The sequence below is a fragment of the Maribacter sp. genome (assembly GCF_039968975.1).
Classification (GTDB): Bacteria; Bacteroidota; Bacteroidia; order Flavobacteriales; family Flavobacteriaceae; genus Maribacter.
This window is the reverse complement of record NZ_JBDVOT010000083.1, coordinates 1-25,862: the sequence shown is the minus strand read 5'-3', so window position 1 is coordinate 25,862 and position 25,862 is coordinate 1. Positions and strand designations below refer to the sequence as shown.

20 protein-coding genes and 1 pseudogene are annotated in these 25,862 nt (G+C 34.7%); 8 read left to right on the top strand and 13 right to left on the bottom strand.

Features of this window, described 5'->3' with window-relative positions; genetic code table 11:
• From ABJI11_RS06185 to lysS, 6 genes and pseudogenes are all read right to left on the bottom strand, one after another.
• Window positions 1-1,160, bottom strand: a 1,160-nt coding sequence (locus ABJI11_RS06185) for a DUF2194 domain-containing protein (protein WP_348350416.1), incomplete at its 3' end; no start/stop codon positions are given.
• A gap of 256 nt (window positions 1,161-1,416) precedes the next feature.
• Entirely contained in the window at window positions 1,417-1,905 is a 489-nt protein-coding gene (locus tag ABJI11_RS06180) for a hypothetical protein (protein ID WP_348350414.1), read from the bottom strand.
• 130 nt (window positions 1,906-2,035) lie between these two features.
• Entirely contained in the window at window positions 2,036-2,215 is a 180-nt protein-coding gene (locus ABJI11_RS06175; RefSeq protein WP_348350412.1) for a hypothetical protein, read from the bottom strand.
• A gap of 180 nt (window positions 2,216-2,395) precedes the next feature.
• Complete coding sequence (locus tag ABJI11_RS06170) at window positions 2,396-4,885, bottom strand: zinc-dependent metalloprotease (RefSeq protein ID WP_348350410.1); 2,490 nt, start codon at window positions 4,883-4,885, stop codon at window positions 2,396-2,398.
• Window positions 4,886-5,077: 192 nt separating this feature from the next.
• Window positions 5,078-6,507, bottom strand: a pseudogene (locus tag ABJI11_RS06165) (DASS family sodium-coupled anion symporter).
• 58 nt (window positions 6,508-6,565) lie between these two features.
• On the bottom strand, window positions 6,566-8,254 hold the full coding sequence (gene lysS / locus ABJI11_RS06160; protein WP_348350408.1) for a lysine--tRNA ligase: 1,689 nt from the start codon (window positions 8,252-8,254) through the stop codon (window positions 6,566-6,568).
• Between the two features lie 230 nt (window positions 8,255-8,484).
• Here lysS and ABJI11_RS06155 point away from each other — a divergent pair, with 230 nt between their 5' ends.
• From ABJI11_RS06155 to lipB, 3 genes are read left to right on the top strand one after another with little or no spacing between them, the layout of a single operon-like run.
• Window positions 8,485-8,640, top strand: coding sequence for a YqaE/Pmp3 family membrane protein (locus ABJI11_RS06155; protein WP_073240341.1), 156 nt, complete (start codon window positions 8,485-8,487; stop codon window positions 8,638-8,640).
• Between the two features lie 11 nt (window positions 8,641-8,651).
• Window positions 8,652-9,389, top strand: coding sequence for a hypothetical protein (locus ABJI11_RS06150; protein WP_348350406.1), 738 nt, complete (start codon window positions 8,652-8,654; stop codon window positions 9,387-9,389).
• A gap of 26 nt (window positions 9,390-9,415) precedes the next feature.
• Window positions 9,416-10,129 (top strand): lipoyl(octanoyl) transferase LipB, encoded by a 714-nt coding sequence (lipB, locus tag ABJI11_RS06145; RefSeq protein WP_348350404.1) that lies wholly within the window; start codon window positions 9,416-9,418, stop codon window positions 10,127-10,129.
• Between the two features lie 30 nt (window positions 10,130-10,159).
• On the opposite strand, the gene ABJI11_RS06140 is transcribed toward lipB, so the two are convergent.
• The 5 genes from ABJI11_RS06140 to ABJI11_RS06120 all read right to left on the bottom strand — a co-directional run bounded on the left by ABJI11_RS06140 (window position 10,160) and on the right by ABJI11_RS06120 (window position 15,704).
• Window positions 10,160-10,885, bottom strand: coding sequence for a hypothetical protein (locus ABJI11_RS06140; RefSeq protein ID WP_348350402.1), 726 nt, complete (start codon window positions 10,883-10,885; stop codon window positions 10,160-10,162).
• Between the two features lie 116 nt (window positions 10,886-11,001).
• A complete protein-coding gene (locus ABJI11_RS06135; RefSeq protein WP_348350400.1) occupies window positions 11,002-11,700 on the bottom strand; it encodes a hypothetical protein in 699 nt (232 codons plus the stop codon).
• 115 nt (window positions 11,701-11,815) lie between these two features.
• A complete protein-coding gene (locus ABJI11_RS06130) occupies window positions 11,816-12,508 on the bottom strand; it encodes a hypothetical protein (protein WP_348350398.1) in 693 nt (230 codons plus the stop codon).
• Window positions 12,509-12,626: 118 nt separating this feature from the next.
• Complete coding sequence (locus ABJI11_RS06125; RefSeq protein ID WP_348350396.1) at window positions 12,627-15,080, bottom strand: ribonuclease HII; 2,454 nt, start codon at window positions 15,078-15,080, stop codon at window positions 12,627-12,629.
• 42 nt (window positions 15,081-15,122) lie between these two features.
• Entirely contained in the window at window positions 15,123-15,704 is a 582-nt protein-coding gene (locus ABJI11_RS06120; protein WP_348350394.1) for a ribonuclease HII, read from the bottom strand.
• Between the two features lie 207 nt (window positions 15,705-15,911).
• Between ABJI11_RS06120 and ABJI11_RS06115 the strand changes: the two genes are divergently transcribed.
• The 5 genes from ABJI11_RS06115 (at window position 15,912) to ABJI11_RS06095 (ending at window position 23,652) form a co-directional block, all read left to right on the top strand.
• Window positions 15,912-18,977 (top strand): TonB-dependent receptor, encoded by a 3,066-nt coding sequence (locus ABJI11_RS06115; protein WP_348350392.1) that lies wholly within the window; start codon window positions 15,912-15,914, stop codon window positions 18,975-18,977.
• 20 nt (window positions 18,978-18,997) lie between these two features.
• Window positions 18,998-20,437: a RagB/SusD family nutrient uptake outer membrane protein gene (locus ABJI11_RS06110; protein ID WP_348350390.1), complete on the top strand. Its 1,440-nt coding sequence runs from the start codon at window positions 18,998-19,000 to the stop codon at window positions 20,435-20,437.
• 14 nt (window positions 20,438-20,451) lie between these two features.
• Window positions 20,452-21,255 (top strand): hypothetical protein, encoded by an 804-nt coding sequence (locus ABJI11_RS06105; RefSeq protein ID WP_348350388.1) that lies wholly within the window; start codon window positions 20,452-20,454, stop codon window positions 21,253-21,255.
• A 188-nt stretch (window positions 21,256-21,443) separates the two neighbouring features.
• Window positions 21,444-22,823 carry an aryl-sulfate sulfotransferase gene (locus tag ABJI11_RS06100; protein WP_348350386.1) on the top strand — a complete coding sequence of 460 codons (1,380 nt, stop codon included), beginning with the start codon at window positions 21,444-21,446 and terminating at the stop codon, window positions 22,821-22,823.
• Window positions 22,824-22,941: 118 nt separating this feature from the next.
• The gene (locus ABJI11_RS06095) at window positions 22,942-23,652 is read left to right on the top strand and encodes a hypothetical protein (RefSeq protein ID WP_348350384.1); all 711 of its coding nucleotides are present in this window, start codon (window positions 22,942-22,944) and stop codon (window positions 23,650-23,652) included.
• Window positions 23,653-23,716: 64 nt separating this feature from the next.
• Here the strand turns inward: ABJI11_RS06095 and ABJI11_RS06090 are convergent, their stop codons facing one another.
• Both ABJI11_RS06090 and ABJI11_RS06085 read right to left on the bottom strand, forming a co-directional pair.
• Complete coding sequence (locus ABJI11_RS06090) at window positions 23,717-24,442, bottom strand: hypothetical protein (protein WP_348350382.1); 726 nt, start codon at window positions 24,440-24,442, stop codon at window positions 23,717-23,719.
• Window positions 24,439-25,862 (bottom strand): thrombospondin type 3 repeat-containing protein (locus ABJI11_RS06085; protein WP_348350381.1); only part of this gene is annotated, 1,424 nt, incomplete at its 5' end. The genes ABJI11_RS06085 and ABJI11_RS06090, both read right to left, overlap by 4 nt.

The following is a 25,862-nucleotide window of genomic DNA, read 5'->3' as shown; positions in this document are numbered from 1 at the left end:
GGTAATGTTTTTGAAACATTGTCTTCCCATTTTTCTCTAGATGCTTTGGCATTATCTAAAATAAGATCGGTGTCTTTCCATAATTTTTTAGAAAGAGGAAGGTCGTTATAACCGCGAAAACCAAGTTCATGACCTCTATTGGTAAATTCGTTGGTAATCCACTTATTGGTGCCATTTTCATTTGTGCCATCTAATAAACCTGTTTGGTCCCAGCTTTTAAAGTTTGCATCGCCTGTATTTTTTTCATTGGCATTAAAAGTTACGTAAGCAGAGTACTTAATATCCTCCTCTTGGCCAAAAGCTTTCATTTTTGGCCACCAGTCTGCCTTTAACATCTCAGATTTACTAATGCCGTTTTGTATATTGATTGCTTTTCCGTTCTCATCATACATTGAAGTTGGAAAATCATCAAGAAATAATGTTCCAATATTTGCGATAGGATAAGGAATGCCTTCTAGACCTAATAAACTAGCGGAAAATAGAAGACCTCTCATTTCTTTTTTAAGAATTTGAGATGAGTTGTATAGAATCACTTTTCCATTACCTATTCTATTTTCTATTAAAACAGGATAATCTTCGTTGTTATGGGCAGCTACTAAAACATTTACGCTACTTGAAAAATTTGAGCCGTTAAAGCCCAAATGAACCGTTTCATTGTCAAAACCACGACCTTGCATACCTGGAAAAAGAGCTTTGTTGAAGAACAGGCCAGATGCCTCTTTATTTGTGCTCCAATCGGCATCGGGTGTCATTCCAAAAAAATAGGACATACGTTCATCTTTAGTAGCCTTGGTAACTAATAGGGTACCTCCTTTAGAAACAAATTTTAAAAGGCTGTCTACTGCTATGGTGCTTAGACCTGCAGTTTCATGTACCGTTACAACCCTTGTTGTAGGTGAGATATTGAGCTTCTCGTTAAATTGATTTACCCATAAAGTTTTATGCGCTATTTTAGAATAATCAAAAGCCTTTGCTAAATTCTCGGTTTCAATAATAGCGCTATAATTGGTAGGCTCTATTAAAAACTGAACAAGAGGTTCTTCTGTACTTTTTTCTGGAATATTAAATTTGTTGTTAGACTTATAAAGTTCTTGCTGACAACCGGTCATAAGACTTAAGGCTATTAGTAGCGATAGATAACCTAATTTTTTTACTGTCATGGCTTAGTATCTTGAAATTCAAAAGAGAGACCATTGGTTAAAATTAAGTTGCTCTCTAATTTGAACTAACTAAGTACCTTAATTAAAGAACTATCATAAAATTTATTGGTTAAGTATTCAAATTCATCCATGAATGAATGATTTGTGGGCTTAATACTGTGTTTTATTAGGGTTGGTGTAAAAAGAAGAACTCGATTAAATGCAAAAAAGACCTGCTAAAAGCAAGTCTTTTTTTTTGTTCATTGTAACGTAATAATTACTTTCTGGAAGAACGTTTTTCTTTTTTGTCGCCACGATTTTTTCCTTTACCACGCATCTTTTTTCTGCTATCCATCTTTACCCACTTCTCATATTGATCTGTATTAAGAATAGACTTAATTTCTGCTTTACGTGTAATTTGATGGTCTAATCGCTCATTTTGCATCGCATATTTTTCATCTGCGGTCAAAACCTTTTTACCATCTTCCTTATTGGCTTTTCGCTCTGCCATTTTTTCTTTTCTTGCAGTAGCGTCTTCTGCAAGTATGGTTTTTATTTTGGCTTGTTGCGATTCGTTTAAATCTAATGCCAAAGTCATTTTCTTAGTTTGCAGAGTGGCAATTTGTTCAGGACTTAAATCCTTCATATTACCTCTTTCGCCTTTCATGTTATGATTTTGCGCCGTTGCTGATATTCCTGCCATAATTAAAATGGCCATTATTAATTTTTTCATGTTTATTGTTTTATGTATTTGTTTCTTTGACATGAATTTTTCTGTTTAGTTTAATGCAGCATCTTATTTTAATAAAAGTTTAACGGCTTGATAAAGTGTATTATACAAAAAAAGCGCGGCTGTAGGTAGCCGCGCTTTTAAGTAGGTAAATGTTCTTAATGTTTTAATTCACTGATGCTCTTCCCTCCATTGTTTTGTAAGGGTTGATAACGATGTCAGCTTCTTGATCGTACGTATTAGTTACAATTTCTTCTTGTACAGTATCATTTGTATTTTGATGATAAACAACAGATGCACAAATGAAACAAGCTAGGTAAATAAGACTTTTAACTTTATTGGTCATGATTTGGGGGTTTTAAATTCATTGCTAATCTAAAAAAGAATAACGTATGAAAAAGCCCATTGTTGTGTAATGGGCTTTTTTTGATGTCTAGAATATTTAAAATGTGGTCAATACAATTCATTCATCGATGATATTGGTTGTTCATCGATATGGGTTCAGAATTGGTATTTCATCGACCTTTTATTTAGGATCTAAAATGACGTTAATACGCTCAGAAACATCGTCGTAATGATATTTTGTCATCGTATCAGAGGTTCTATTACGTGCATTTCTAATATCTCGCTTTAGAATGTTCAGTTCTGCTCTTGCAATCGTTCTAATGTCAGATTGGCTAGTGTTGACAACGGTTGATTTTCTGTAGCCACCAAAATTAGAACCTTTGGCTTGATTTTCTGCTGTCAGCAAATATTCTAAACGATCAATATGGGCTTTTTGTAAGTTTCTTCTGTAAGTATCAACAGACTTTCCATTTTTAACTTCAGACCAAATACCTTTTCTCAATTCACTCATCATTTGGGCAAGAGAATAAGCTTCTGACTTGTCTATGGTTTCATTTTCTATTAATCGTGCCATTTTACCTAAGCTTAGTACATTGTTTAATGTACGTACTTGCATAGAACGCATTTGTTCTAAAAAGCCAGAGTATTCAGTTCGTTCTAAAATATCTTGGTCAAGCATCCACATTGGGGTACTGAATAGTTGCTCTTGAAGAAAAGTCATTGCTCTTTGTTGTTTCTCTTTTGGTACAGCTGTATATACAGCACCTTCTTGGTCATACGTCTTATGGTTTTCATAGACTCCGCCAATGTTATTGGAAACATGCCCCATGTATCTATTGAATTGAGAGAATATTTGCCCGTATAGTTTGTCAAGGTCTTCATATGTTTTACCATCTTCTGCTGTCCATTCAATTAATTTTGGAACAATCCTTTTAAGATTGGCAATACCATATGCACTAGCTTTCATGGCATCATCACCTAAATCTTCGGTTTGTGAGCTTGGATCAACGATATCACCTACCTGTTGGTGACCAAAACGATATAGCGGATCACCTGCATGGGCTAAGATCCATTTATCCAATGTAGATTTTTCTTCCTCTGCAGTAGTGTTTAGAATAGGCTTGTACCCCCATTTAATAGCATATTTATCATAAATACCGATATCTGGCATTAATGCGACTCCTTCATCACCAGGTTGAGCTATGTAATTAAAACGCGCATAATCCATAATAGATGGTGCAGTGCCAAATTTTTTGGTAAACGTTTTAGAACGCAGCGAATCTACAGGATATGCAACACTACTACCCATGTTATGAGGTAAACCTAAGGTGTGCCCAACTTCATGAGACGATACAAAACGAATTAAGCGCCCCATTATATCATCATCAAAAGAAACGCCTCTAGCAGCAGGATTAATGGCTGCTGTTTGTACAAAGTACCAGTTTCTCAATAACGTCATAACATTATGGTACCAATTAATATCAGATTCTAATATTTCACCACTACGGGGGTCACTAACATGAGGTCCGTTTGCATTTGGTATTGGTGATGCTAAGTAACGTACCACGGAATAACGAATGTCTTCTGGTGACCATTCTGGGTCTTCTTCTGCTGTTGGTGGCTCTTTGGCAATAATTGCGTTTTTAAAACCTGCAGCTTCAAAAGCAACTTGCCAATCTTCTATACCTTGTTTAATGAACGGCACCCATTTTTTAGGGGTGGCTCTATCAATATAATAGACAATTTGTTTTTTAGGTTCTACTAGTTCACCGTTTTTATATTTTTCAAGATCTTCATCTTTTACTTCTAAACGCCATCTGTCAAGAAATTTAACCGTCTTGCTCTCTTGGGCTTCTAAACCATAATCTACCTGATCTCTAGAGAACCAGCCTACACGCTCGTCAAAATATCTGCGTTTCATTTGTTCTTCAGGTAATAAAACCATTGAGTTATTTATCTCAACAGAAATAGAACCAAGAGTTTGGTTGCTAGGTGCAGCACTTGCTAAATAGGTTTTTACATGACGTACTTCAACGTTCAATGGGTAGCTTTTAATAGACTCAATATAGCCTCTACCTTCGTCTAAACGAGATACTTTGTATCTTTTTCTAAACCTTTCTGGCATACCAAAAGCTTTGGTATCTTTAGTGAAAATGTCGTTTATTTCGATTACGGTAGTAGGGTTAAGTGAATCTTTTTGAACGGCTTTAATATCGAAGGAATATAATACCGGTTCAAAGTTTGAGTTTACAACTGCTTCATGTACGGGTAAAGAATCTGCTGCAACAACATCATGTGATACAACTCTAAGTAATACCTTCTTATCTTTCTTTTCCCATCGTAAAACTTGAGTATTTATTTTTCCGCCACCAAAACCAATGCCCGATGCAGTTTTAGAAATACGGCTTACCATTAGCATTTCTTTATTGAAAAGCGAATCTGGAATTTCAAAAAAGTGTTTTTGATTTACTACGTGGGTAGTGAAAAGTCCGGCATCACTAACAGCATCTTTAGTGATAACCTTATTGTAAGGTTGAATTTTGTCTTTTGGAGATTTACTGGCTTCTTGTTCAGTATTTTTTTTCTTCTTTTTAAAGATTTGTGCATCGGCATTTTGATAGCCAAACACACACACTAATAGCAATAATTTTAAAAGTAATTTTCTTTTCATTTGTGAGTTAATTAGGTAATATTTCAAAGATTGAAATAATATATGGAACATATAGTTAATATATTCTTAAGCCTATTTGTAACAATGTGGAAAGAATGGCGTCTATTAAGTAGGAATACACATTTTTTCATTTCTGAATTAGTCGATAATAAAGCCTTTGCAATTGCAAGGGCTTTATTTTTTAGAAGAAAGTTAAAATAATAACGGTAACACAAATTGAAATAGTCCAATTAGCAGCAGCACGGCAATTAGGTTTAAAATGACACCTGCACGAGCCATTTCGTGGACTTTAATGTAACCACTGGCAAAGACTATTGCATTTGGCGGTGTGGCCATAGGTAGCATAAAAGCACAGCTGCTAGCAATAGTTATTGGTATCAACAAATAAGTAATGGGTAAACCTAGACCAATGGCTATACCTGCCACAACGGGAGAAAGAACCGCGACAAGGGCAACGTTGCTCATCAGTTCAGTCATAAACAACATTAGTAAAATTAATAATGATGCTGTAAGTAAAATACTTAAATCACTTTGTCCAATAATTGCAGCGACTAAATCGACAATACCAGAAACGGACATACCTTTTGCTAATGAGAGTCCGCCACCAAATAGAATTAAAATTCCCCAAGCTAGCTTTTGGGTGTCTTTCCATTCTAAAATGAAATCACTTTTTTTGAGATTGTATGGAAGTGTGAATAACGTTATGGCTGCAAACATGCTTATAAGCGTGTCAGATAAACCTAAGCTTGGGAATATAGAATTGATCAATGTTCTAAAGACCCAAAGGAAAATGGTAACCCCAAATATGATGGCACCATTTTTTCTTTCCCGGAAGTAGGACCTAATTTATCTAGCTCTTCATGAATAATAGTTTTTGATGCTTTAAATTTTAAACCCTGAGTTGGGAAAAATACTTTTACCAGAACAAAGTAACAAATAGAAATCATGATAAGGGAAAACGGAAGCCCGATTATCATCCATTTTAGAAATGATATTTCAATATTATATTCATTTTCCAATAATCCTATCAATACAGAATTTGGTGGTGTACCAATTACAGTTGCAATACCACCGGCATTTGCGGCAAAGGCAATGCCCAGCATAACACTTAAGGCAAAATTACGGTCTCGTTTTGTAAATCCGTCTTCATCTACAATAAGCAAATTGATAACAGACATGGCAATTGGCAGCATTACTACTGTACTTGCCGTATTGCTGATCCACATACTTAAAACTGCTGTAGCAATCATAAAACCCAATACTACTTTATTTGCCGTAGTACCCGTAAGTCTAATAATGTTCAAGGCAATGCGTTTATGAAGGTTGACTTTCTCTAAAGCCAATGCCATTACAAAACCACCAAAGAATAGAAAAACTATGGGGCTACCATAATTAGCGCCAACATCGCCAATAGGCATAACTTTCAAAATAGGAAAAAGAAGTAGTGGTAGTAGTGCGGTTACAGAAATGGAAACCGCTTCTGTAACCCACCAAATAACCATCCAAAGTGCAACAGCTATTACGGCATCTGCATTTTCGGAAATTAATACATGGGGTAAAGAAAAAACAATGAAAAATATGATAGGACCTGTAAACAGACCTATTTTGCTACTCAAATTCATGCTGGTTGGTTTTGCCAGCTTCTAAGCTACTATTTTTTAACTTCTCGTGTATGCGCTATTATAAAATTTCAACAAAAAGAACATTATCTTCTTTGTAGATTTTAGCTAATTGCTGTTTTGTAATACCCTTTATACCTTTATCCCAAGCTTTATTGCTTAAGTCTGCTTTCGCTTTAAGGGCATCAAGTTCCATTTTCTTTTCGCCCTTTAGAATATCGAAAATTACCTTTTCATTATCAGACAATTGAAGTGCTTTTTTCTCTGGTCTCATTTGAGGGAAAAATAATACTTCTTGTATAGATGCATTGTTGGTCATCAACATTACCAAACGGTCAATACCAATACCAATACCAGAAGTTGGGGGCATACCATATTCTAAAGCTCTTAAGAAATCTTGGTCAATGAACATTGCTTCGTCATCACCTTTTTCAGAAAGTTTCAACTGATCTTCAAAACGTTCTCTTTGGTCAATAGGATCATTAAGCTCAGAGTAAGCATTTGCAAGTTCTTTACCATTGACCATAAGCTCAAAACGCTCTGTTAAAGCAGGGTTGTCTCTATGCTCTTTGGTCAAAGGGCTCATTTCTTTTGGGTAATCAGTAATGAATGTTGGTTGTACGTAAAAATGCTCGCATTTTTCACCGAATATTTCATCGATCAATTTACCTACGCCCATGGTTTCGTCAACTTCAAGACCTAATTTCTTTGCAGTTTCACGAAGTTCGTCTTCTGGCATACCTGCAACATCGTAACCGGTATGTATTTTAATCGCTTCAAGAATTGGCACACGTGCATACGGGGCTTTAAATTCAATTTCATTTTCGCCAACGGTAACTTTTGTAGTACCGTTAGAATCCATCGCAATTTTTTCTAATAATTTCTCGGTGGTATCCATCATCCAGTTGTAATCTTTGTATGCTACATACAATTCCATTACGGTAAACTCTGGGTTATGGGTACGATCCATTCCTTCATTTCTAAAATCCTTAGAAAATTCATAGACGCCGTCAAAACCACCTACAATTAACCTTTTAAGGTAAAGCTCATTGGCGATTCTTAAGTATAAAGGAATGTTTAATGCATTATGGTGTGTTAAAAACGGGCGTGCGGTTGCACCACCAGGAATAGGTTGTAGAATAGGGGTCTCTACTTCTAAATATCCGGCTGCATTATAAAATTCACGAATACTATTGGTGATTTTAGTTCTTTTAATAAAGTTCTCTTTCACCTTTGGGTTTACTACCAAATCTACATAGCGTTGACGGTAACGTAGTTCAGGGTCATTGAATTCGTCATATACATTGCCTTCGGCATCTTTTTTAGGCAGGGGCAAAGGTCTTAGAGATTTGCTTAGCATGGTAAATTTCTTCACCATAATGGTTTTTTCACCAACTTGAGTGGTAAAAAGTTCACCTTCTATACCAATGATATCACCAATGTCCAATAATTTCTTGTAAACATCATTGTACAAGGTTTTATCATCACCGGTACAAATTTCGTCTCTATTGAAATATACCTGAATTCTACCGGTGCTATCTTGAAGCTCTGCAAATGAAGCCTTACCTTGAATACGACGAGACATAAGTCTACCGGCAACAATTACCTGTTTGCCTTCTTCATAGTCAGATTTTATACTTTCTGATGTGGAATTTACAGGGTATAAGGCAGCAGGATAAGGGTTGATACCTAGTGCTCTTAATTTGTCTAATTTTTCTCTTCTGATAAGCTCTTGCTCCGATAATTGCATGCCGTCATTTATTTAGCTGGCAAATATAATCGATATGTCTTAATCTTTCAATCTTGTAGACACTAAAGGATAGAGTCTTTCAACAAATTTTTCATATGCTAGCCCGGAAGAAGTTAAACTCATGATTCAATTTTTTAAAAAGGATCTATTAAAATAATTTATAAATTCTGTAACAAAAATGTCTGGTAGGCTACATATAAGGTACATCAATCAATCAAAATAATAATCAAATGAGTTTAATTAGAGTATTACTAGCCATTTTTTTTCCGCCTTTAGCAGTTCTAGGTAAAGGTTGCGGTTCTTTTGTAATTGTTCTACTTTTGACTTTTTGCGGCTGGGTGCCAGGGGTAATTGCTGCATTAGTCATATTGAACAATCCTAACTAGAACCAAAATACATGAGACTTTTTAAAATTCTAACTGTTGTTTTTATAACAGTATTAGTTGCTGCCTGTAATTTTACAGAAGAAATCTATTTTAATGAAGATGGGTCAGGTAAAATGAGCATACTTTTTGACGGTAATGAAATGATGCAAATGATACCGGAAACAGATTCAACAGAACTAGATAAAGCTATAGATTCTACTTTGGTTTTTAAGGATTTGTTACGAGAAAAAAAGGATAGTATAGCCCAGTTGTCTCCAGAAGAGCAAGATAAACTAAAAAGATTAGAGCCTTTTAGTCTTCGTATGGTGGTTGATCCAGACGGCGGAGTCATGAATTTTAATATGTTTACTGACTTCAAAAAAGTGTCAGAGGTGAATGATGCTTTCAACGCTTTTCAAAATGCAAGTTCAGTTGGGTCTGTTGCAGGTGGTAAAACAATGCCGGGTGGAACTACAGAAGAAACTACGACAGTAAATTATACTTTTAAAAAGAATACATTTAAGCGTGAGACCGTTATCTTAAATCAAGAGTTGTTTGAGCAAAGTATAGATAGTTTGGCAAGTGCAGAGATGTTTTTATCAGGTTCTACTTATACTTTTAAGTATCATTTTCCAAGAAGGGTAAAGTCTACCAATATAGAAGAGGCTACATTTTCTATGGACGGAAAAACCATGATTCATGAAGTAAACTTCTTAGAGATGATGAAAGATCCAGAATCTATGGTAATAGAGGTAGAGTTAGAAAAATAGGTTTTTGGTTTTCATATCTTTGTAAGATGAACAAGAAGGTGCACGTACAAGATTTAGGTCTTAAAGATTATAAAGAAACTTGGGACTATCAAGAACAGCTATTTCAAGAAACGCTTGATCTTAAAATTAGAAATAGAAGAGAGGAGTTAAATTTAGAAACTCCAAATCATTTTCTTTTTGTGGAACACCCACATGTGTATACCCTTGGTAAAAGTGGGGATATTTCAAATCTGCTGGTAGATGAAAAAGTTTTGGCAGATAAAGGAGCTACTTTTTATAAGATAAATAGAGGAGGGGATATCACCTATCATGGTCCTGGACAAATAGTAAGCTATCCTATTCTTGACTTAGATAATTTCTTTACAGATATACATAAATACCTTCGTTTTCTTGAGGAAATGGTTATTTTAACTTTAGCTGAATACGGAATAAAATCTGAACGTTCACCAGGTGAAACCGGAGTGTGGTTAGATGTTGGTACTCCGTTTGCAAGAAAAATATGTGCAATGGGCGTAAGAGCATCGCGCTGGGTGACCATGCATGGTTTTGCATTAAACGTAAATGCTGATTTAGGATATTTTGATATGATGATCCCATGCGGGATAAAAGGAAAAGCGGTAACTTCTTTAAATGCAGAACTGGGTAAGAAAGAGGTTGATATAGATGAGGTTAAGCAGAAGCTACTTAGCCATTTTCAAGTGCTTTTTGAAGCGGAAATAAAGAAAAAAGCCGAGGCCTAAGCCTCGGCTTTTTTAATGCTTTAAATCAGATTAGTATTCTAATCCATAATAATCCATGACAGAATAATAGTCATTAGTATCTATACCGGCAGACTGTAAGTTCGCTAACGTATTCTCTTTATTTGATTTACCAGAAGTTGTACTGTTAGATTTTACAACAATTAATTTTAACTCGTCCAATTGACCTGCGGTTACAGATTTTAAGTTCTCTGTGCCCACTTCATAAAAGAACATCCAATATCTGTTCAAACTTATTTCCACGGCAATATCGCTATTGTCACCAAGTGCAAAAGCATAAATGGGTGCAGGAATAGGTGTGTAGGCGCTGCTATCTTTTGAAAGATATCCAAGAATTAAATCGTTGTCTATTACCTCTTGTGATAAAGCATTTGCGGTAACTGGTATAGTCGCTCCAGATTCTGAAGAAAGATCGTAGGTGTAAGTGGCTACATTAGCATTACCATCCTCCCCGTCTTCACCGTTGGTTCCATCAGTTCCGTTTGTGCCATTTGTGCCGTCAGTTCCGTCTTTGCCGGCAGGTCCGGTTGCGCCAGTTTCTCCTTGTTCGCCTTGCGGACCGGGTACGCCTAGAGCTTCTCCATCTTCACCAGCAGGTCCTTGCTCTCCTTGTTCGCCCTGTATTCCCTGTTCACCTTGTGGACCAATAGGGCCAATGTTACCATCTTTTGAGCAAGAGATAAGTGAAATGGTGAATATTAAAATTGCGCATTTAATAAAATTTGATGTAGTCTTCATTATTAATGTTTTAGGATTATTTACTTTTAATGAAGCTTTGAAATAAAGGTTAACATAAGCGCATAAAAAAAACCGAGGTTTGAGCCTCGGTTTATTATTATTAATATAAGAGTATGTTACTTCAGCCCTAAGTATTTCATAACTTCATGGTAATTAGAAATATTTACGCCTTTCTTTTTCATTCCGCTTATAGTATATCTGTCATTTTCTCCTGATTTAAGTGAAAGATAAGCAGGGGCTATTAATATATAGCGGACAAAACCATCGATAGGGTCAATAGTTCCTACTGTATCTGGGTTACCCATTTCAGTAATTTTGTATTCGCCAATAGACATTCTTTGTTCCATGGTAAAAGACCTGAGTAAAGGCTCAGTAAAAGGTATAGCATAGACCTCGGAAAAAGTATCAGAAAATGAGAAATAACCTAGAACGGTATAATTATTTAGTACATCTTGTGTAATTCTAGAATCACTTATAGTAACAGTTGCAGCAGAGTAAGAATAGTTATCAGGAATGTCTGCAACTAACCAATTTGATGCTACAACATTGGCATTACCATCTTCTCCGTCAATTCCATTTGTTCCGTCTTCTCCAGCAGGTCCGGTTGCGCCAGTTTCTCCTTGTTCACCTTGTGGACCAGGAACACCAAGTGCTTCTCCATCTTCACCGGCGGGTCCTTGCTCTCCTTGTTCCCCCTGTATACCCTGTTCACCTTGTGGGCCAATAGGGCCAATGTCCCCATCTTTTGAGCAAGAGATAAGTGAAATGGTGAATATTAAAATTGCGCATTTAATAAAATTTGATGTAGTCTTCATTATTAATGTTTTAGGATTATTTCCTTTTAATGAAGCTTTGGCATAAAGGTTAACATCAGCGCATAAAAAAACCGAGGTGTAAGTCTCGGTTTTAAATAGGTTTATGGTAAAGTTATTAATTGCTGTAGGCCGTAAGCAAGGTGCTGCTCATGACATCTCCGTTTTTCTTGTATGTTTCTTGTTTTACCATACCAACACCCTCGGCTAGCCAAACTCTTGATGGATAGACTTGGTTTACCATCATCATTTTAGAGCGGTTCTCACTATATAAAACATAACAGTCATAAGTGCCTGCATTAGTAGTTACACTCTCTTTTTTCTCTACCTTTCTGTTAGTCATGTCAACGTTCATATTCATATTAATGCCGCTCATACTTACTTTCATGGCAACGTTGGCATCTTTAAGGTTCTGCCCAATACTAAGATTATTGGGTATTTCAATATCATTGCCAGATATTTCAATGTCCATATCACCGTACTGTTCCATCATTTCGGAAGGCATCAAAGATTCGTAGTCTAATGTTACGGTATTACTGTTACAGGTTAAATTATAGCTTGTGCTGTAGATATTTTTGCCTTTACTGTCTTTTAATTTGATAGCCATGGTTGCGGTAGTATTTCCGCTAGTATGGTTTGCTTCAATAACTTCATAATTACTGACGCCTTCTACTTTTCCTTTTTTATTGTAATTGGTGTACTCCATTGAAACGCCTTCATTCATTGGATAAAATTTACTACAATTGTCTTGGGCATAAAGGGAAATTGTTCCGATTAAAAACAATAATGCGATGATTGATTTGATTTTCATTTTTAGTTTAGTTAAGATTCTGATTAATAACTATTTAAAAATAAGGAAATCAAATTATTTTTTCAGATTATATGTGTAATCAGTAAATAAAGATTTATGAATTAAGCAATCTAACGTGTTATCGTATTTTGGAAATCCTAATGCTATTATCTTGGTCTTTATACACGAATTCGACTTTCTTGTTTAAGTTAATATCTGCCATATCAATTATAGAACTGCCAAATATTGGAAAATTTGGTATCGACTCAGCTTGACTGTCAAATAGATATATTTTCTGATTCTGAATATCGGTTACAGAGACATAAATTTTATCATTTAAGTAGAAAATAGTAGGCTTAGAATATACTCCTAACTCTAGCTCTACTTTCTTATTACGAACCTGTAAAGTATTATCGTTCATAATAGCTAAAGTTTTCGAGGTGGCGTCCATGCCATGGTCTTTGGCGAGATGTAAATTGCTAGAAGATATTTTTCCTTGAGAATCAACTTGATATAAAAATCCATCCACAGAAGTGAAAGTGAACTTATTTTGATAAAGCCTTATTTCATTGTCAGAAAAGGAGAATTTATCTTTTATGTGAACACGTGTTTTTCCAACTCTATTCGTAATTTTTAATTGACCATTATCAAGTTTAAAAACGAGGTAATCTCTTTTTCCAATTCTAAAGTGCTGCGGTGCATCAAGAATATTTGCTTCAGCGGTATCGTATGTAAAGCCTTTAACAATTTCCCCTTTGCTATTGTACATGAAAACCTTTTTGCCTTGGGTGACCACTAATCTATAGTTTTTGCGTCCCTCGTAGTCAAAAACAGCTAAAGGATTTAAATTGCCTCCCGAATATTTTTTAGTAAAAGGTTCTACTTCTTTACCATTTCTATCTAAGATTAAAAACTCGTTGTTCGTAGTGAATGCAAACTGTAATTTTCCGTTTTTGAAAAGGTCTATTTGTTGAATTTTTCCCTGTACAGTTCCGTTAAGTTGCTTTTTCCAGAGAATCTTACCGCTGCTTGAAATTAAGTAGAGCTTATTTTCTTGGTCTTGAACAATGATTTCTTTTCTGCCAGAGTTATGGTTGGCTACAAATTGGGGTAATGTTGCCAAGTCGGTATCAAATTGAACTTCAAATGCAGAAGAAACTGAATTCTGTTCTTCCTCTTTCGTATTTTTTTTGATTAAGAAATTAATGTGAAAAAAGTTGGCATCCGCAATTATTTGTGAGCCAAAAATATAGTCGTTCAATTTGCTGTCGTCAAAAGAGCTTCCTAAGGTCTTAGAGACCGATTTGTTCAAGAGGGATACAAAACCTTTCAAATTAGAAATAGATAATACACTAGCGGATGATGTCAGTTTATTATCCGCATTTTTAAATAAAGTGGTCTTATCAAAAGTGTCTCCTGTTTTTATTTTAGCAATTACAGATTCTAACGTACTCTGAGATTTAGAAAAGAGAAAAGTATTCTCAACGATACTGGCGTATTCAAATGAATGTTTTCCGATTAGAGGGGTCAATGGATCAAAAATTTCAATGTTGGGTTTTAAACCCCAGATTTGATTACTGCTATATTCCTCTGTGGTTATCTTTTCTTCATTGATATAATCTAATAAAGTGGCAGTACCGTAAGTTCTTAAAAACAAAACTGATTCATTGTTGTATTCAGTTATCCCTATTTCTTCTACAGTATTAAGTAATGAGTCTAAATTTGTTGTTGGATGATTGTTAAGGGTTTTGTTTTGAGTGTATTTTTTAAAATCATCTAATCCAAATGAGGTGAATGTGTTGGCATTACTAGGTGTGAAATTCCATGTATTGTTTTGAATCGGTTTGGTACCGTTAAATAGATTGAGAAACTGATTTTTATCTGCGTTAGATTCTGCTACACCATTGAGAATAATTTCGGTATCGTTTAAAGTAAGGTCAAGGGATATCCAACTTGTGAAATTTGAAATGTCTTGATCATTAGCTAGTAATTTATGAAACAGCAATTCACCTTTCTCAACATCTATCCAAATATTTGCAATTTTATCGTTATTGGATACAGCATAAAATTGTTCTAATGGTTCATTTCTAATAGGGTTGTCAAGAGAATTGATAATATTTTCTAACAAAAGTTTTGAAGAACATAATACCCAATGTTTTTCTATATATGTGCTGTAAAAAGTATCTTTTTCAATTTCGTATTTGGTAATGCTGTATTTCTTGAAGCTTAGGGTTTCAACACTTTTGTTGGCTATGCTATCTTGATTTGGAATATTCAGGCTATCTGTTGAAATATAGGTAAAATCAATTTGTGTGCTATCAGCAGACAAAGCTAATAGTCCTTTCTTCTTATTTGAGAAATGGTGAATTGGAGATAAGATGCTTTTTATTTCTTTAAATGGCTTTTGTGATTCAAGCGAACTTAAAATATCATTAGTGGAAAATTCGTTATTCAGCGTTTCAAAATCATTTATTTTCAGAACTACTGCGGCATTACTGGGAGTTAAATCCAAAATGGAATTCTCAGTTTGTTTTTTAGATGTACAGGATATGCTTAAAAGAATAATTGTAACATATAATATAGTAAGCCTCATTCGAAAAATTTGTGCAAAGTTATACTATTTGTAAAATAAATTTTAATTGTCTGGTAAAAGCTTAAAACTCATTCTGTGGTATTTTGTAGGTCCATATTTCTCAATGGCTGCTCTATGTTCTTTTGTTGGATATCCTTTGTTTTTTTTCCAGTTGTACATTGGGTATTCTTCGTGTAATTTAAGCATGTATGCGTCACGTGCTGTTTTTGCCAAAACTGAAGCTGCGGCAATGCTTAAGTATTTTGAATCACCTTTGATAATACAAGAGTGTGGTACGTTTTTATACGTTTTAAATCTATTACCGTCTACGATAATGTATTCAGGTTTTTGTGATAATTTATCCATTGCTTTGTGCATGGCTAAAATTGAGGCGTTCAAAATATTGATTTCATCAATTTGGGAAGGTTGAATATGTGCTATACCAAAGCACACACTTTCACTTTTCAATAGCGGTTCAAGAACTGCTCTTTTATTTTCTGTTAATAGCTTGGAATCTGTTAAAATAGAATTTTCAAAAGATTCTGGCAGAATGATTGCGGCAGCGGTTACTGGTCCCGCCAAGCACCCTCTTCCTGCCTCGTCAGTTCCCGTTTCGTTAAGGTTTTTGTAAAATTTAAGAAGCATTATGTTTTTTTTAACTTAAAATTTTGAATTTTAAATATTGATTAATTGTTAAATAATTGTTTTTTTTTCATCATTATTAGCGATTTAAGAATAAAAAAATAATAATAAGTGTTTTTTTAACATATGACTTTTTTGGGTTAAGATAGCTTTTGGAATACTAAGCAAATTTTTGGACTTTTGGCGCAAGCTAATTCAAAAACAAATTTTATGAAACAGAAGTTGACGTGGATGTTGACACCTTTATTGGTGCTCTTCATGACATTTTCCTTTGCACAGGAAAAAACAGTGACCGGTGTTGTAACCGATCAGAGCGGTTTACCTTTACCGGGAGTGTCCGTTGTAGTTGTTGGAACAACTAACGGGTCTCAAACAGACTTTGATGGTAACTATGCCATTAATGTAAATTCAGGTGAGAGCTTAAGATTTTCTTACTTAGGTCAAAAAACAGTGACGATGAGTGTTGGTGCATCCAATACCATTAATGTACAATTAGAAGAAGATGCTGAGGCATTGGAAGAGGTTGTTGTTGTAGGTTATGGTTCTAGGTCAAAAGAACTTTCAACATCTGCAATTTCGACAGTTTCTGCTGAGAAAATTGAAGCATTTGTACCTTCTACTAGTATTGATAACATTTTGCAAGGTCAAGCGGCAGGTGTTCAGGTTACTGCGTCTAATGGTAGACCGGGTAACACTGCATTCGTTCAAATTAGAGGTGTTGGTTCTATTAATGCACAGACTACTCCTTTATATGTAATTGATGGTGTTCCAATTCCAATTGATACGGAAAGAGATTTCAACCCAATTAGTAACTTAAACCCAAGTGATATTGAGACATTCTCAATATTAAAAGATGCGGCTACCGTTTCTAAGTACGGTTCTCGTGGGGCTAACGGTGTAATTTTAATTACTACGAAAAGAGGTAAGTCTGGTGATGCTCAAATTAAGTTTTCTTCATCATATGGTTTTGGAGAAAAAATTCCAGATAATTTTGATGTAATGAATGCGTCTCAAAAACTAGAGTTAGAGCGTCAGTATGCTGCTTTGGGTGTTGGTGCTGCTACTAGTACGCCTGGCGCAACTTCTTCTCCTGAAGAACTTGCAAGATTAATATCTTTAGATACAGATTGGCAAGAAGCACTTTTGAAAAATTCTGTAATTCAATCTAATAACCTGTCTATTTCTGGTGGAGATGAAAAATTAACGTATTTCTTATCTCTAGGGTATGATAAAAATTCAGGTATCATTCAGAATATTGATGGTTTTGAAAGAATTTCTACACGTTTAAACACCAATTATCAAGCTAAGGATTGGTTGAATATTGGAGCGAATGTTTCAGTATCTCGTAGTACTACAGATTTACCAAGAGATAGAAATAATGTGCAGAATCCTTTTAGTGCTATGTACACTTACAATCCTTACGAACCTTTATTTTTGACCAATAATGATGGTTCTTTAGTAACTGATAGTCAAGGTGAAAATGTATATAATCCTACAAGACAAGGTTTTTCAGTTGCTAATGCATTGATTACGGAACCGGAAAATACAAGGAATTTATTATTGATAGGGAATTTGACGGCAGGAATGACTTTCAGCGATAAATTTTCTAATAATTTTAGTGTTGGTTTAATTAGTAACAGATATAACAGAACCAGTCGTTCTTTAGCTGGTGGGGTTTTAAATTCCATAGTTGGTTCTGCTGCTTTTCCAGGTACACAGACAGATGAGCTAGAAGTTGATTTTGAATATAACGTTAATAACGTATTTACATATTCAGATACTTTTAACGGTGTTCACAATTTTTCGGCTAGTTTCTTATTGGAGTATAATGAAAATATTTCAACAGATTTGTTGGCTGCGGGTAGAGGTTTTCCTTCATCAAGTATCCCTTATTTAGATGTAGCTGCTGAAGCAACTACTGTTGGTTCTGTAGAGTCTAGAAGAATTTTATTTTCTCAAGGTTTGTTTGCTGATTATGATTATGATGGTAAATATATACTTTCTGGGTCTGTTAGACGAGATGGTTCTTCAAGATTTGGTCCTGATAATAAGTATGGTTATTTCTATAGTGGTAGTGCGGCATGGAACATTGCTAACGAAAGCTTTATGGAAAATTCTATTTTCAATACGTTGAAATTAAGAGCCTCTTATGGTACTTCTGGTAACCAAAATATTGGTGATTTCCAATATTTGAACTTATTAGATTTTGCAAACACATATAACGGTCAAACAACAGCATTGCCAGTTGGTGTAGGTAACCCACAGATTCAATGGGAGTCTCAGGCTATTTTCGATGTTGGTGTAGAATTTGGTTTGTTTAACAATAGATTAAATGGTGTTGTAGATTACTTTAAGAAAAATTCTAATGAATTACTTTTAGATCGTCCTATTTCATATACGGTAGGTGATGAGAACAACTCTATTTTCTCTAACGTTGGGGAAATTGAAAACTCAGGTATTGAGATTTCTTTAAGTGGTGACGTAATTAGAACACAAAACTTCAAATGGACGTTAGGTGGTAACATTACCTTTATTGATAATGAAGTTGTTGAATTGGTTGATGGTGAAGATATTGTTACTGGTACATTCGGTGATAACATTTTACGTGTAGGTGAAGAAATTAATTCTTACTATGCGGTTGAATATGCTGGTGTTAATCCTGCAAATGGTGAGCCTTTATATTATGATTTAGATGGAAATGTAACTAATGAGTTTAGTGATAGTTTTCAACAATTACAAGAAGGAAAATCTCCAATAGCTGATTTCGAAGGTGGTTTCTATACTGCGTTCTCTTACAAAGGTTTTGGTCTTAGAGGTGATTTCGTTTATAAAGGCGGAAACTATATTTATAATTTTCAAAGATCTTCAGGGATTTCTATCGGAAACATAGCAAGTAGTCAAAGAGTTGAGGCTTTTAACTACTGGAAACAGCCGGGTGATACTGACGTTTTACCTAGTCCAGTATATCAAAGTAACGCAGATCAAACTTCAACAAGATTTTTGGAAAAAGGTGATTACTTAAGACTACGTACTCTTACTTTAGATTATAACATGCCTAGAGATATGATTGATGGTATTGGCTTAAATTCTTTAAGGCTCTTTGTAGCTGGACAGAATTTATTTACCATTACTGATTTTAATGGTGATCCAGAAGTTGGTTTAGGATCGGCAGAGTCAGGTGAGCCTGGAGATGCTGGTTTCGTACCTGGATCATTTAACCTATTTAGCTATCCAAACACAAGGTCTTTTACATTTGGTGTTGAAGTAGGATTTTAAAAACAAAAAAAAAGTTAGAAATGAAAAATAACATAAAATTATTAGTTCTTTTATTTTCGTTCGGGTTCTTTTTGTCCTGTGACGATGAGTTGAATGACCTACAACCGTTTGTAGAAGGAAATCCTGAAACATTTTTTACAAGTGTATCGGCATTCCAGAACGGTGTAGATGGAGCTTACAGACAATTGTTTAATTACTATTCTGATCCAGACTCTGGTTTACAAGGTATTCCTGATATTCTTTCAGATAATGTTGTTCTTGTAAGAACAGGTAGAACTTCAAACAGTACTTACTTCGATTATAGATATGTTGCAAGTACTGGTGGTCCAATAGATTTTTATTGGAGTGAAGCTTATGAGGCAGTTAATGTTGCTAATTTGGTGATTGCTCAAATAGACAATTTAGCAGATGGTGCTGAAAAAGATAACATCTTAGGGCAAGCTTTAGCAATTAGAGCTTGGGCACATTTCGATTTGGTTAGATTTTACGGAAAAATACCTACACAATCTGCTGATGCTAATGCTTCTTTAGGAGTTGTTTATATTAAAGCAGAAGATGGTGATACTGCAGATCCTTTAGCTGAACCTGTAAGGGAAACGGTTGCTAGTAACTATGCTGAGATTATTGGTGATTTAGAAAGAGCCGCTCAATTAATAGCAGATGATAATGGAGAGGGAAAGCTTGATGCCAACGGTGTTTACGGACTTCTTTCAAGAGTTTATCTTTATAATGGTGAATACCAAAAAGTGATTGATGCTGCTAACGAGGTTGATGTAGAATTAGCTACGGCTGACGATCTTGAAGGATTATATACTGATGAGAATGAAGCAGGCTTAGTGGTAGAATTGGCAATTAATACTTCATCAGAGAGTACAGGTAATAATGTAGGTGTTTTATATAGTCAAACTACAGCTTCTGATGTTTTAGAATATGCTTTTGATTTTGATTTCTTTAATAGTATTGATGAAGATGATTTGAGATTAGGAGTAATTTCTTATGTTGGTGAAAATAGTGGTAACCAGTATAATGCAATTGCCAAATTTTTAGGTGAAACAGGAGAGGTTAACGGACGTGTAGATATAAAGGTTTTGCGTGCTGAAGAAGTATTGTTGAATAAAGCAGAAGCTCAATTTGAGTTGGGTCTAGATGCGTTGCCTACTCTTAATGAACTTAGAGACTTAAGATATGTATCTTACACTGGAGGTGAAACTGGATCTGCACTTGAAGATGCTATTCAATATGAAAGAAGAGTTGAGTTGTCTTTTGAAGGACATAGATTCTTTGACTTAAAACGTCGTGGTGAAGCGGTAATGCGTTCTACAATGGGAGATATTATTGATGGTTCTGGAACACCTCCAGATTTTCCAACTTTAGCTGCGGATGACTTTAGATTTCAAATGCCTATTCCTATTGCTGAAATCAATTCTAACCAAAATATAGTTCAGAATCCTGGTTACTAAAAATTAGAAAAATTATGAAAAAATATATATTAATTATTGCGGTACTATTTGCTTTTGTTTCTTGTGAAGAAGAGAATGTGGTATTTGATAGCGAAAATGGTCAAACATTCGTCAACTTTTCAGAAACTTCTGTTTTAGTGCCAACTCCTGCAGAAGGAGCATCAACAACTGTAGATGTATTTGTTACAACCAAATCTGATAGTGATAGAACTATTTCTGTAGAGATTGATCCTTCATCAACAGCAACAGAAGATCAATATACAATAAGTGGTTTTACGATTCCGGCAGGAGCTTTCCAAACTACACTTACTATAGTTAGTAATTTTGATGCTTTGCCAGAATTGGGTAGAGTAAATCTAGCACTTAACTTGGTCGGTCTTTCTGGGGCTAGTAACGACCTTGTCTTAAAGGACTCACCTTTAGAATTAGAGTTTTATAGAGCATGTCCAATTACTCCTGGCGATTGGGTTATAAATATGACTGACGCTTTTGGGGATGGTTGGCAGACAGATACAGCTAATGGAGGTGCTGGTATAACCATTACTTTAGGTGACGGTACTGTATTTGAAGTTGGTCTTTGCTCTCCTTATGCTGAAGAAGAGGGTACTTTCTTAACAGAGGGCGAGTGCACACCTAATAATGGATCAGAAGGAACAGTAACGATTACAATACCAGAGGGTACTGAATCTGCTGAGTGGTTCTTTCCAGGAGATCAGTATGGCGAGATCGGTTTCGAAATTATATCTCCCAATGGCAATGTTGCAGGAGGTTATGAAAGTGCAGATGCTGGTACGCTTACAATTGATTACTGTAAATAAGAGTTGAACGTTTTACTATGTATTTAGTAGTATTGGATTATTACAGTATTGTATAAATCAATAATCGTTTAAATACATTTATGTTTAATTTATTTAAAATCAGGCTGAAGCAATTTAGCCTGATTTTTTTTTGAATTAAGTTTAAGCTTATTCTGACGACTTAATGATTACCTTAATAACTATATACCATGAAAGTATCGTTTTTAACCAAAATTTTAAGTTTATTTTTATTGATTTTATTTTTAGCGTGCTCATCAGATGATGATAGTATTGTTGATGAAATGGAGCAAGAAGAAATTATTGAGGAGGAAGAACATGAGTCTCAGTTACCAACTGAAATAGTTTATCCAATTAAAGGAGAGACGGGGGCGATACTATTGAATAATAAATCTTTAATTCAAGAAGGTTATGTGTTAGTTAATGAGTCTACTGATGACCGGGTGTATTTAATGGAGAAAGATTCTGCTCAAATTATACACGAATGGCAATTGGAATTTGGATTAGGTAATGATGTTGAATTGCTATCTGACGGCAGATTATTGGCTTCATTAGGAGTAGAAACACCAGATTTTAGTTTTGGAGGTTTTGGGGGGATTATTCAATTAATCAATCCAGATAGTTCTGTAGATTGGGAATTTACCTATGCTAATGAAGAACATTTAATTCACCATGATGTTGAAATGCTGCCTAATGGTAATGTATTGGCTATTGTATGGGATTTAAAAAGTACAGAAGAATTAAATACTATTGGTTATTCAGGTGAAGAAGATAAGATTTACACCGAAACTATTATTGAAATAAATCCTGCTACAAATGAAATAGTTTGGAAATGGGAATCTTGGGATCATATTATACAGGATGTAGATGATTCTATGCAACGCTTTGGGGTAATTAATGAACATCCAGAATTAATCGATATTAATTTTATCGATGTTTTAAGGGAAACCGAAACACCAGATGGAGACATAATGCATGCTAACGGTTTTGATTATGACGAAGAGAATGATATAATTTATATGACCATTAATAATTTTAGTGAAGTATGGGTTATAGATCATAGTACAACTATTGAAGAAGCAAAATTAAATATAGGAGGTAATTACGGTAAAGGTGGCGATTTACTATACAGATTTGGTAACCCTACTGCATACGATAATACATTTGGTGAACGTTTATTTTATAATAATCATTTTCCTAATCTATTAGAGAATGATGTTCCTGGTGATGGTAATATATTGGTTTATGTCAATGGTAATGGTGATTCACAACAATCAGTGGTTTATGAATTAAATTTACCATTGGAATTTAATTTACAACCGAATACAAATAATGAATTGAATGTGGTTTGGAGCTATACTAGAGATGGGTTGTATGCGCCACGAGTTTCTGGTGCTGTCCGTTTAGATAATGGCAATACTTTAATAACATCTGGTACCTCTGGTATAATAGAGGTAACCAATGAAAAAGAAGTTGTTTGGGAGTTTGAAGGAACAGGTTTTTATTGGAGGTCTTATCATTATGATTTAGATAGTGACGCTACTTCATTTTTGAATGTTGAAACTCCATAAAATCTACTTCCAATTGTGTTATTAAATAAAGCAAGTTGCTATGCTATTTTTAAGTTTTAAATAACACTTTATAGGCACATCAATTAATAATAAACGATTACATTGAAAAAAAAAATTAATGAATATAATGATTAATAAGTTTACAGTATTTACAATTGCGGTCTTAACATTTAGTGGTATAAATGCGCAAAACGCTTACTCACCAGTACCGGAAGAAGGTATTGTGAATTTTGTGACAAGTAGCACTGAAATTGAACCTACAAAAGCAAAAGGAACTCCTTATTTAAATGAAGAGTTTGTACATGGAGAAGTAATTGTAAATGATAAAGTAGAAGAAGTAGGGAAGATGCGGTATAACGCATATAGAAATGAAGTAGAGATTTTAGATAATATTTCTAAGGATTCTTATTATTCTTTATTAAAGCGGGCATATATTAAGGTTGAAATGGATGGTAAGATGTATAGCATATATACTTATGTTGATACTGATGAAACTATTAAAACTAGCTATTTTACCAATTTGAATGAAGGTAATATAAAGTTATTATTTAAACCAGAAGCCTTATTGAAACAAGCGCGCAGCCCTAGTACATCTTATGAAAAGTATTCTCCACCAACTTATGTGTGGAATAGTTCTTATTATTTATTGGATGAAACTAATTCAGATAAGGAAAATCATGCAGTAAAGGTTAGGTTAACTAAGAACCAGATTTTAGATTTTACAGGTTCAAGAAAAGAAGAGATGAAAACTTATGTTAAGGAAAAAAAACTTAATTTAAGACATGAGGAAGATGTAGTGACCTTTTTGAATTATTACAATTCTTTATAAAAAATATATGTTTTATTAAAAAAGCCAAAGCTGTAACTGCAACTTTGGCTTTTTAAATTTTTATTTACTCTACTCTAAATTCAAACAATTCTGAGCTTGAAGTATTTTCAAACGAATCTGTAGTAATTACTTTCCAGTAGTAAGTAATGCCTTGGCTAATTGTTACATCTAAATAAGACTCAATAGTAGAGCCTAAAGATGTTGTAGGAGCTTCTGTTGTATCAAATAATACTTCATAAGAAACAATATCGTCATCAACATCTGATGTAGACCATTCTAGAGTAATTGTCGTATTGGCATTAGTAATAGTAGAACCTCTCTGCGGGTTAATTGCAACTGCAGGAAACGGCGCATAATTTTCTATACCTAGCCCTTGATTATAAAAAGCCCAAGTTTCGCTAGTAGCAGTTGAAGAAGTTCCATTGGCTTTAGAAATCACATACCATTCGTAAGGTGTACCTCTATTTATACTCACATCTTTTTGGTTTGTAGTAGAAGTGGCGGTGGTAATACTTCCTGTATCAAGATTTTTAATTTTTACTTCATATGAATCTGTATTTTCTGAGGCAGACCATTCAAAAGTAACGGTACTTTTGGTTTCGTCATTTGCATTAATAACACCCTCATTACATTCCGTATTATCTTCAGGAAAAACCAAAGAAGCTGCATCAGGATCTAAAACCACTGGTGCAATAGGGTCAGCAGGTGTCTCATTATCAGAGCCGCCACCGCAAGAAACTAGTAGTAAGCCAGGTAAAAATGCGAAAGTTATATATTTTAATATTTTCATTTTCTTATGATTTTGTAGTTAGATAGGGTGTTGCCAGACTTTATATTTAAAATATAGACTCCGGTTGCTAATCCATCTACACTTAATTTAATTTCGTTGTTAGTTGACTTCATTTGCTTTGATAGAATACTTGTGCCATTTACATTGAATAATGAAATAGTTACTTCTGGTGCACTGCTGTTGCCAAGGTAAATATTTAAATCGCCACCTTCAATCGGGTTTGGATATATAAATAATTCATCACTTAAAACTATTTTTTCAGAATAAACTCCTTGGCAGTCCAATCCTGTTTTAACCGTAATCAACGTAGTCGCATCTTCTAAAGGTAAAGTAATCTCTTTAGCCGATGTAGAAAACATCTTTTCATTCAAGAAAATGGTGTATAATTCTCCGCCAGAGAAGTTTAGTGTAACCTCATTATTCAGTGAATTAATCTTAGCTGAAACGGATAATGCCTCTGGTTCAGAAATAGTTAGATTAAAACAGCTTTCATAATCTGCCTGTCCTTCAACGGTTATACATAATTGATAATCCCCTGCAGATAAATCGGTAAAAGATGATTCATCTGTAAAGCTGGCATTTGTGGTGCCGTCATTATTTAATAGCACAGCATTATAGGTATAAGAGGTATTTGCAGCCGTTATTAAAACACTGCCATTATCACTTGAGTTACATGCGCCATCAGTAGTCTGAATTTGGAAGTTAGTGTTTGGTAAAGAGAAAACTTCACAACCCTCAACATTAACTATGGTTCCGTTTGGTGTATCGTCGCATTGGTCAATATCGTTTGGTACGCCGTCATTATCACTGTCGTTATCACAAAGATTACCAATACCATCTAAATCATCATCTTCTTGATTTGGGTTGGCAATTAAAGGGCAATTGTCATCAACATCTAAAATTCCGTCGTTGTCATCATCAGTGTCACAAACATCGCCTACTCCATCATTATCCGTATCTAATTGATCGGTATTTGATGTTAAAGGGCAATTATCATTAACATCTAAAATACCATCGTTATCATCATCTTCATCATCCGCCGAACCATCAACCACTAAGTCATCAATGATGACACCTTCTTGTGTAACCGAAGGGTCAGATTGAAATACAATTCTAAAGATTACATTAGTTTCGCCAGTAAGGTCTTGCTCGCCATTGGAAGCATTCAAATTAAAATCATACGCATATGCTGTCATTTCGGTGCCGTCACCCGTCCATTGAGCTCCTGGGCAGTTTTGACAATCATCAGCTTCCTCCGAAAGAGCGTTGGTTCTATCGCTGTTGTACCAATTTGGTTCACTATTGATATTTCCTAGAATGTCCCAATTAGATCCTCCGTCAATAGAATATTCGGCATATACGATATCGAAATTCAATTCAAGATCAAAAGCCATGTTGAATTTAAGAACTGGAGCAATAA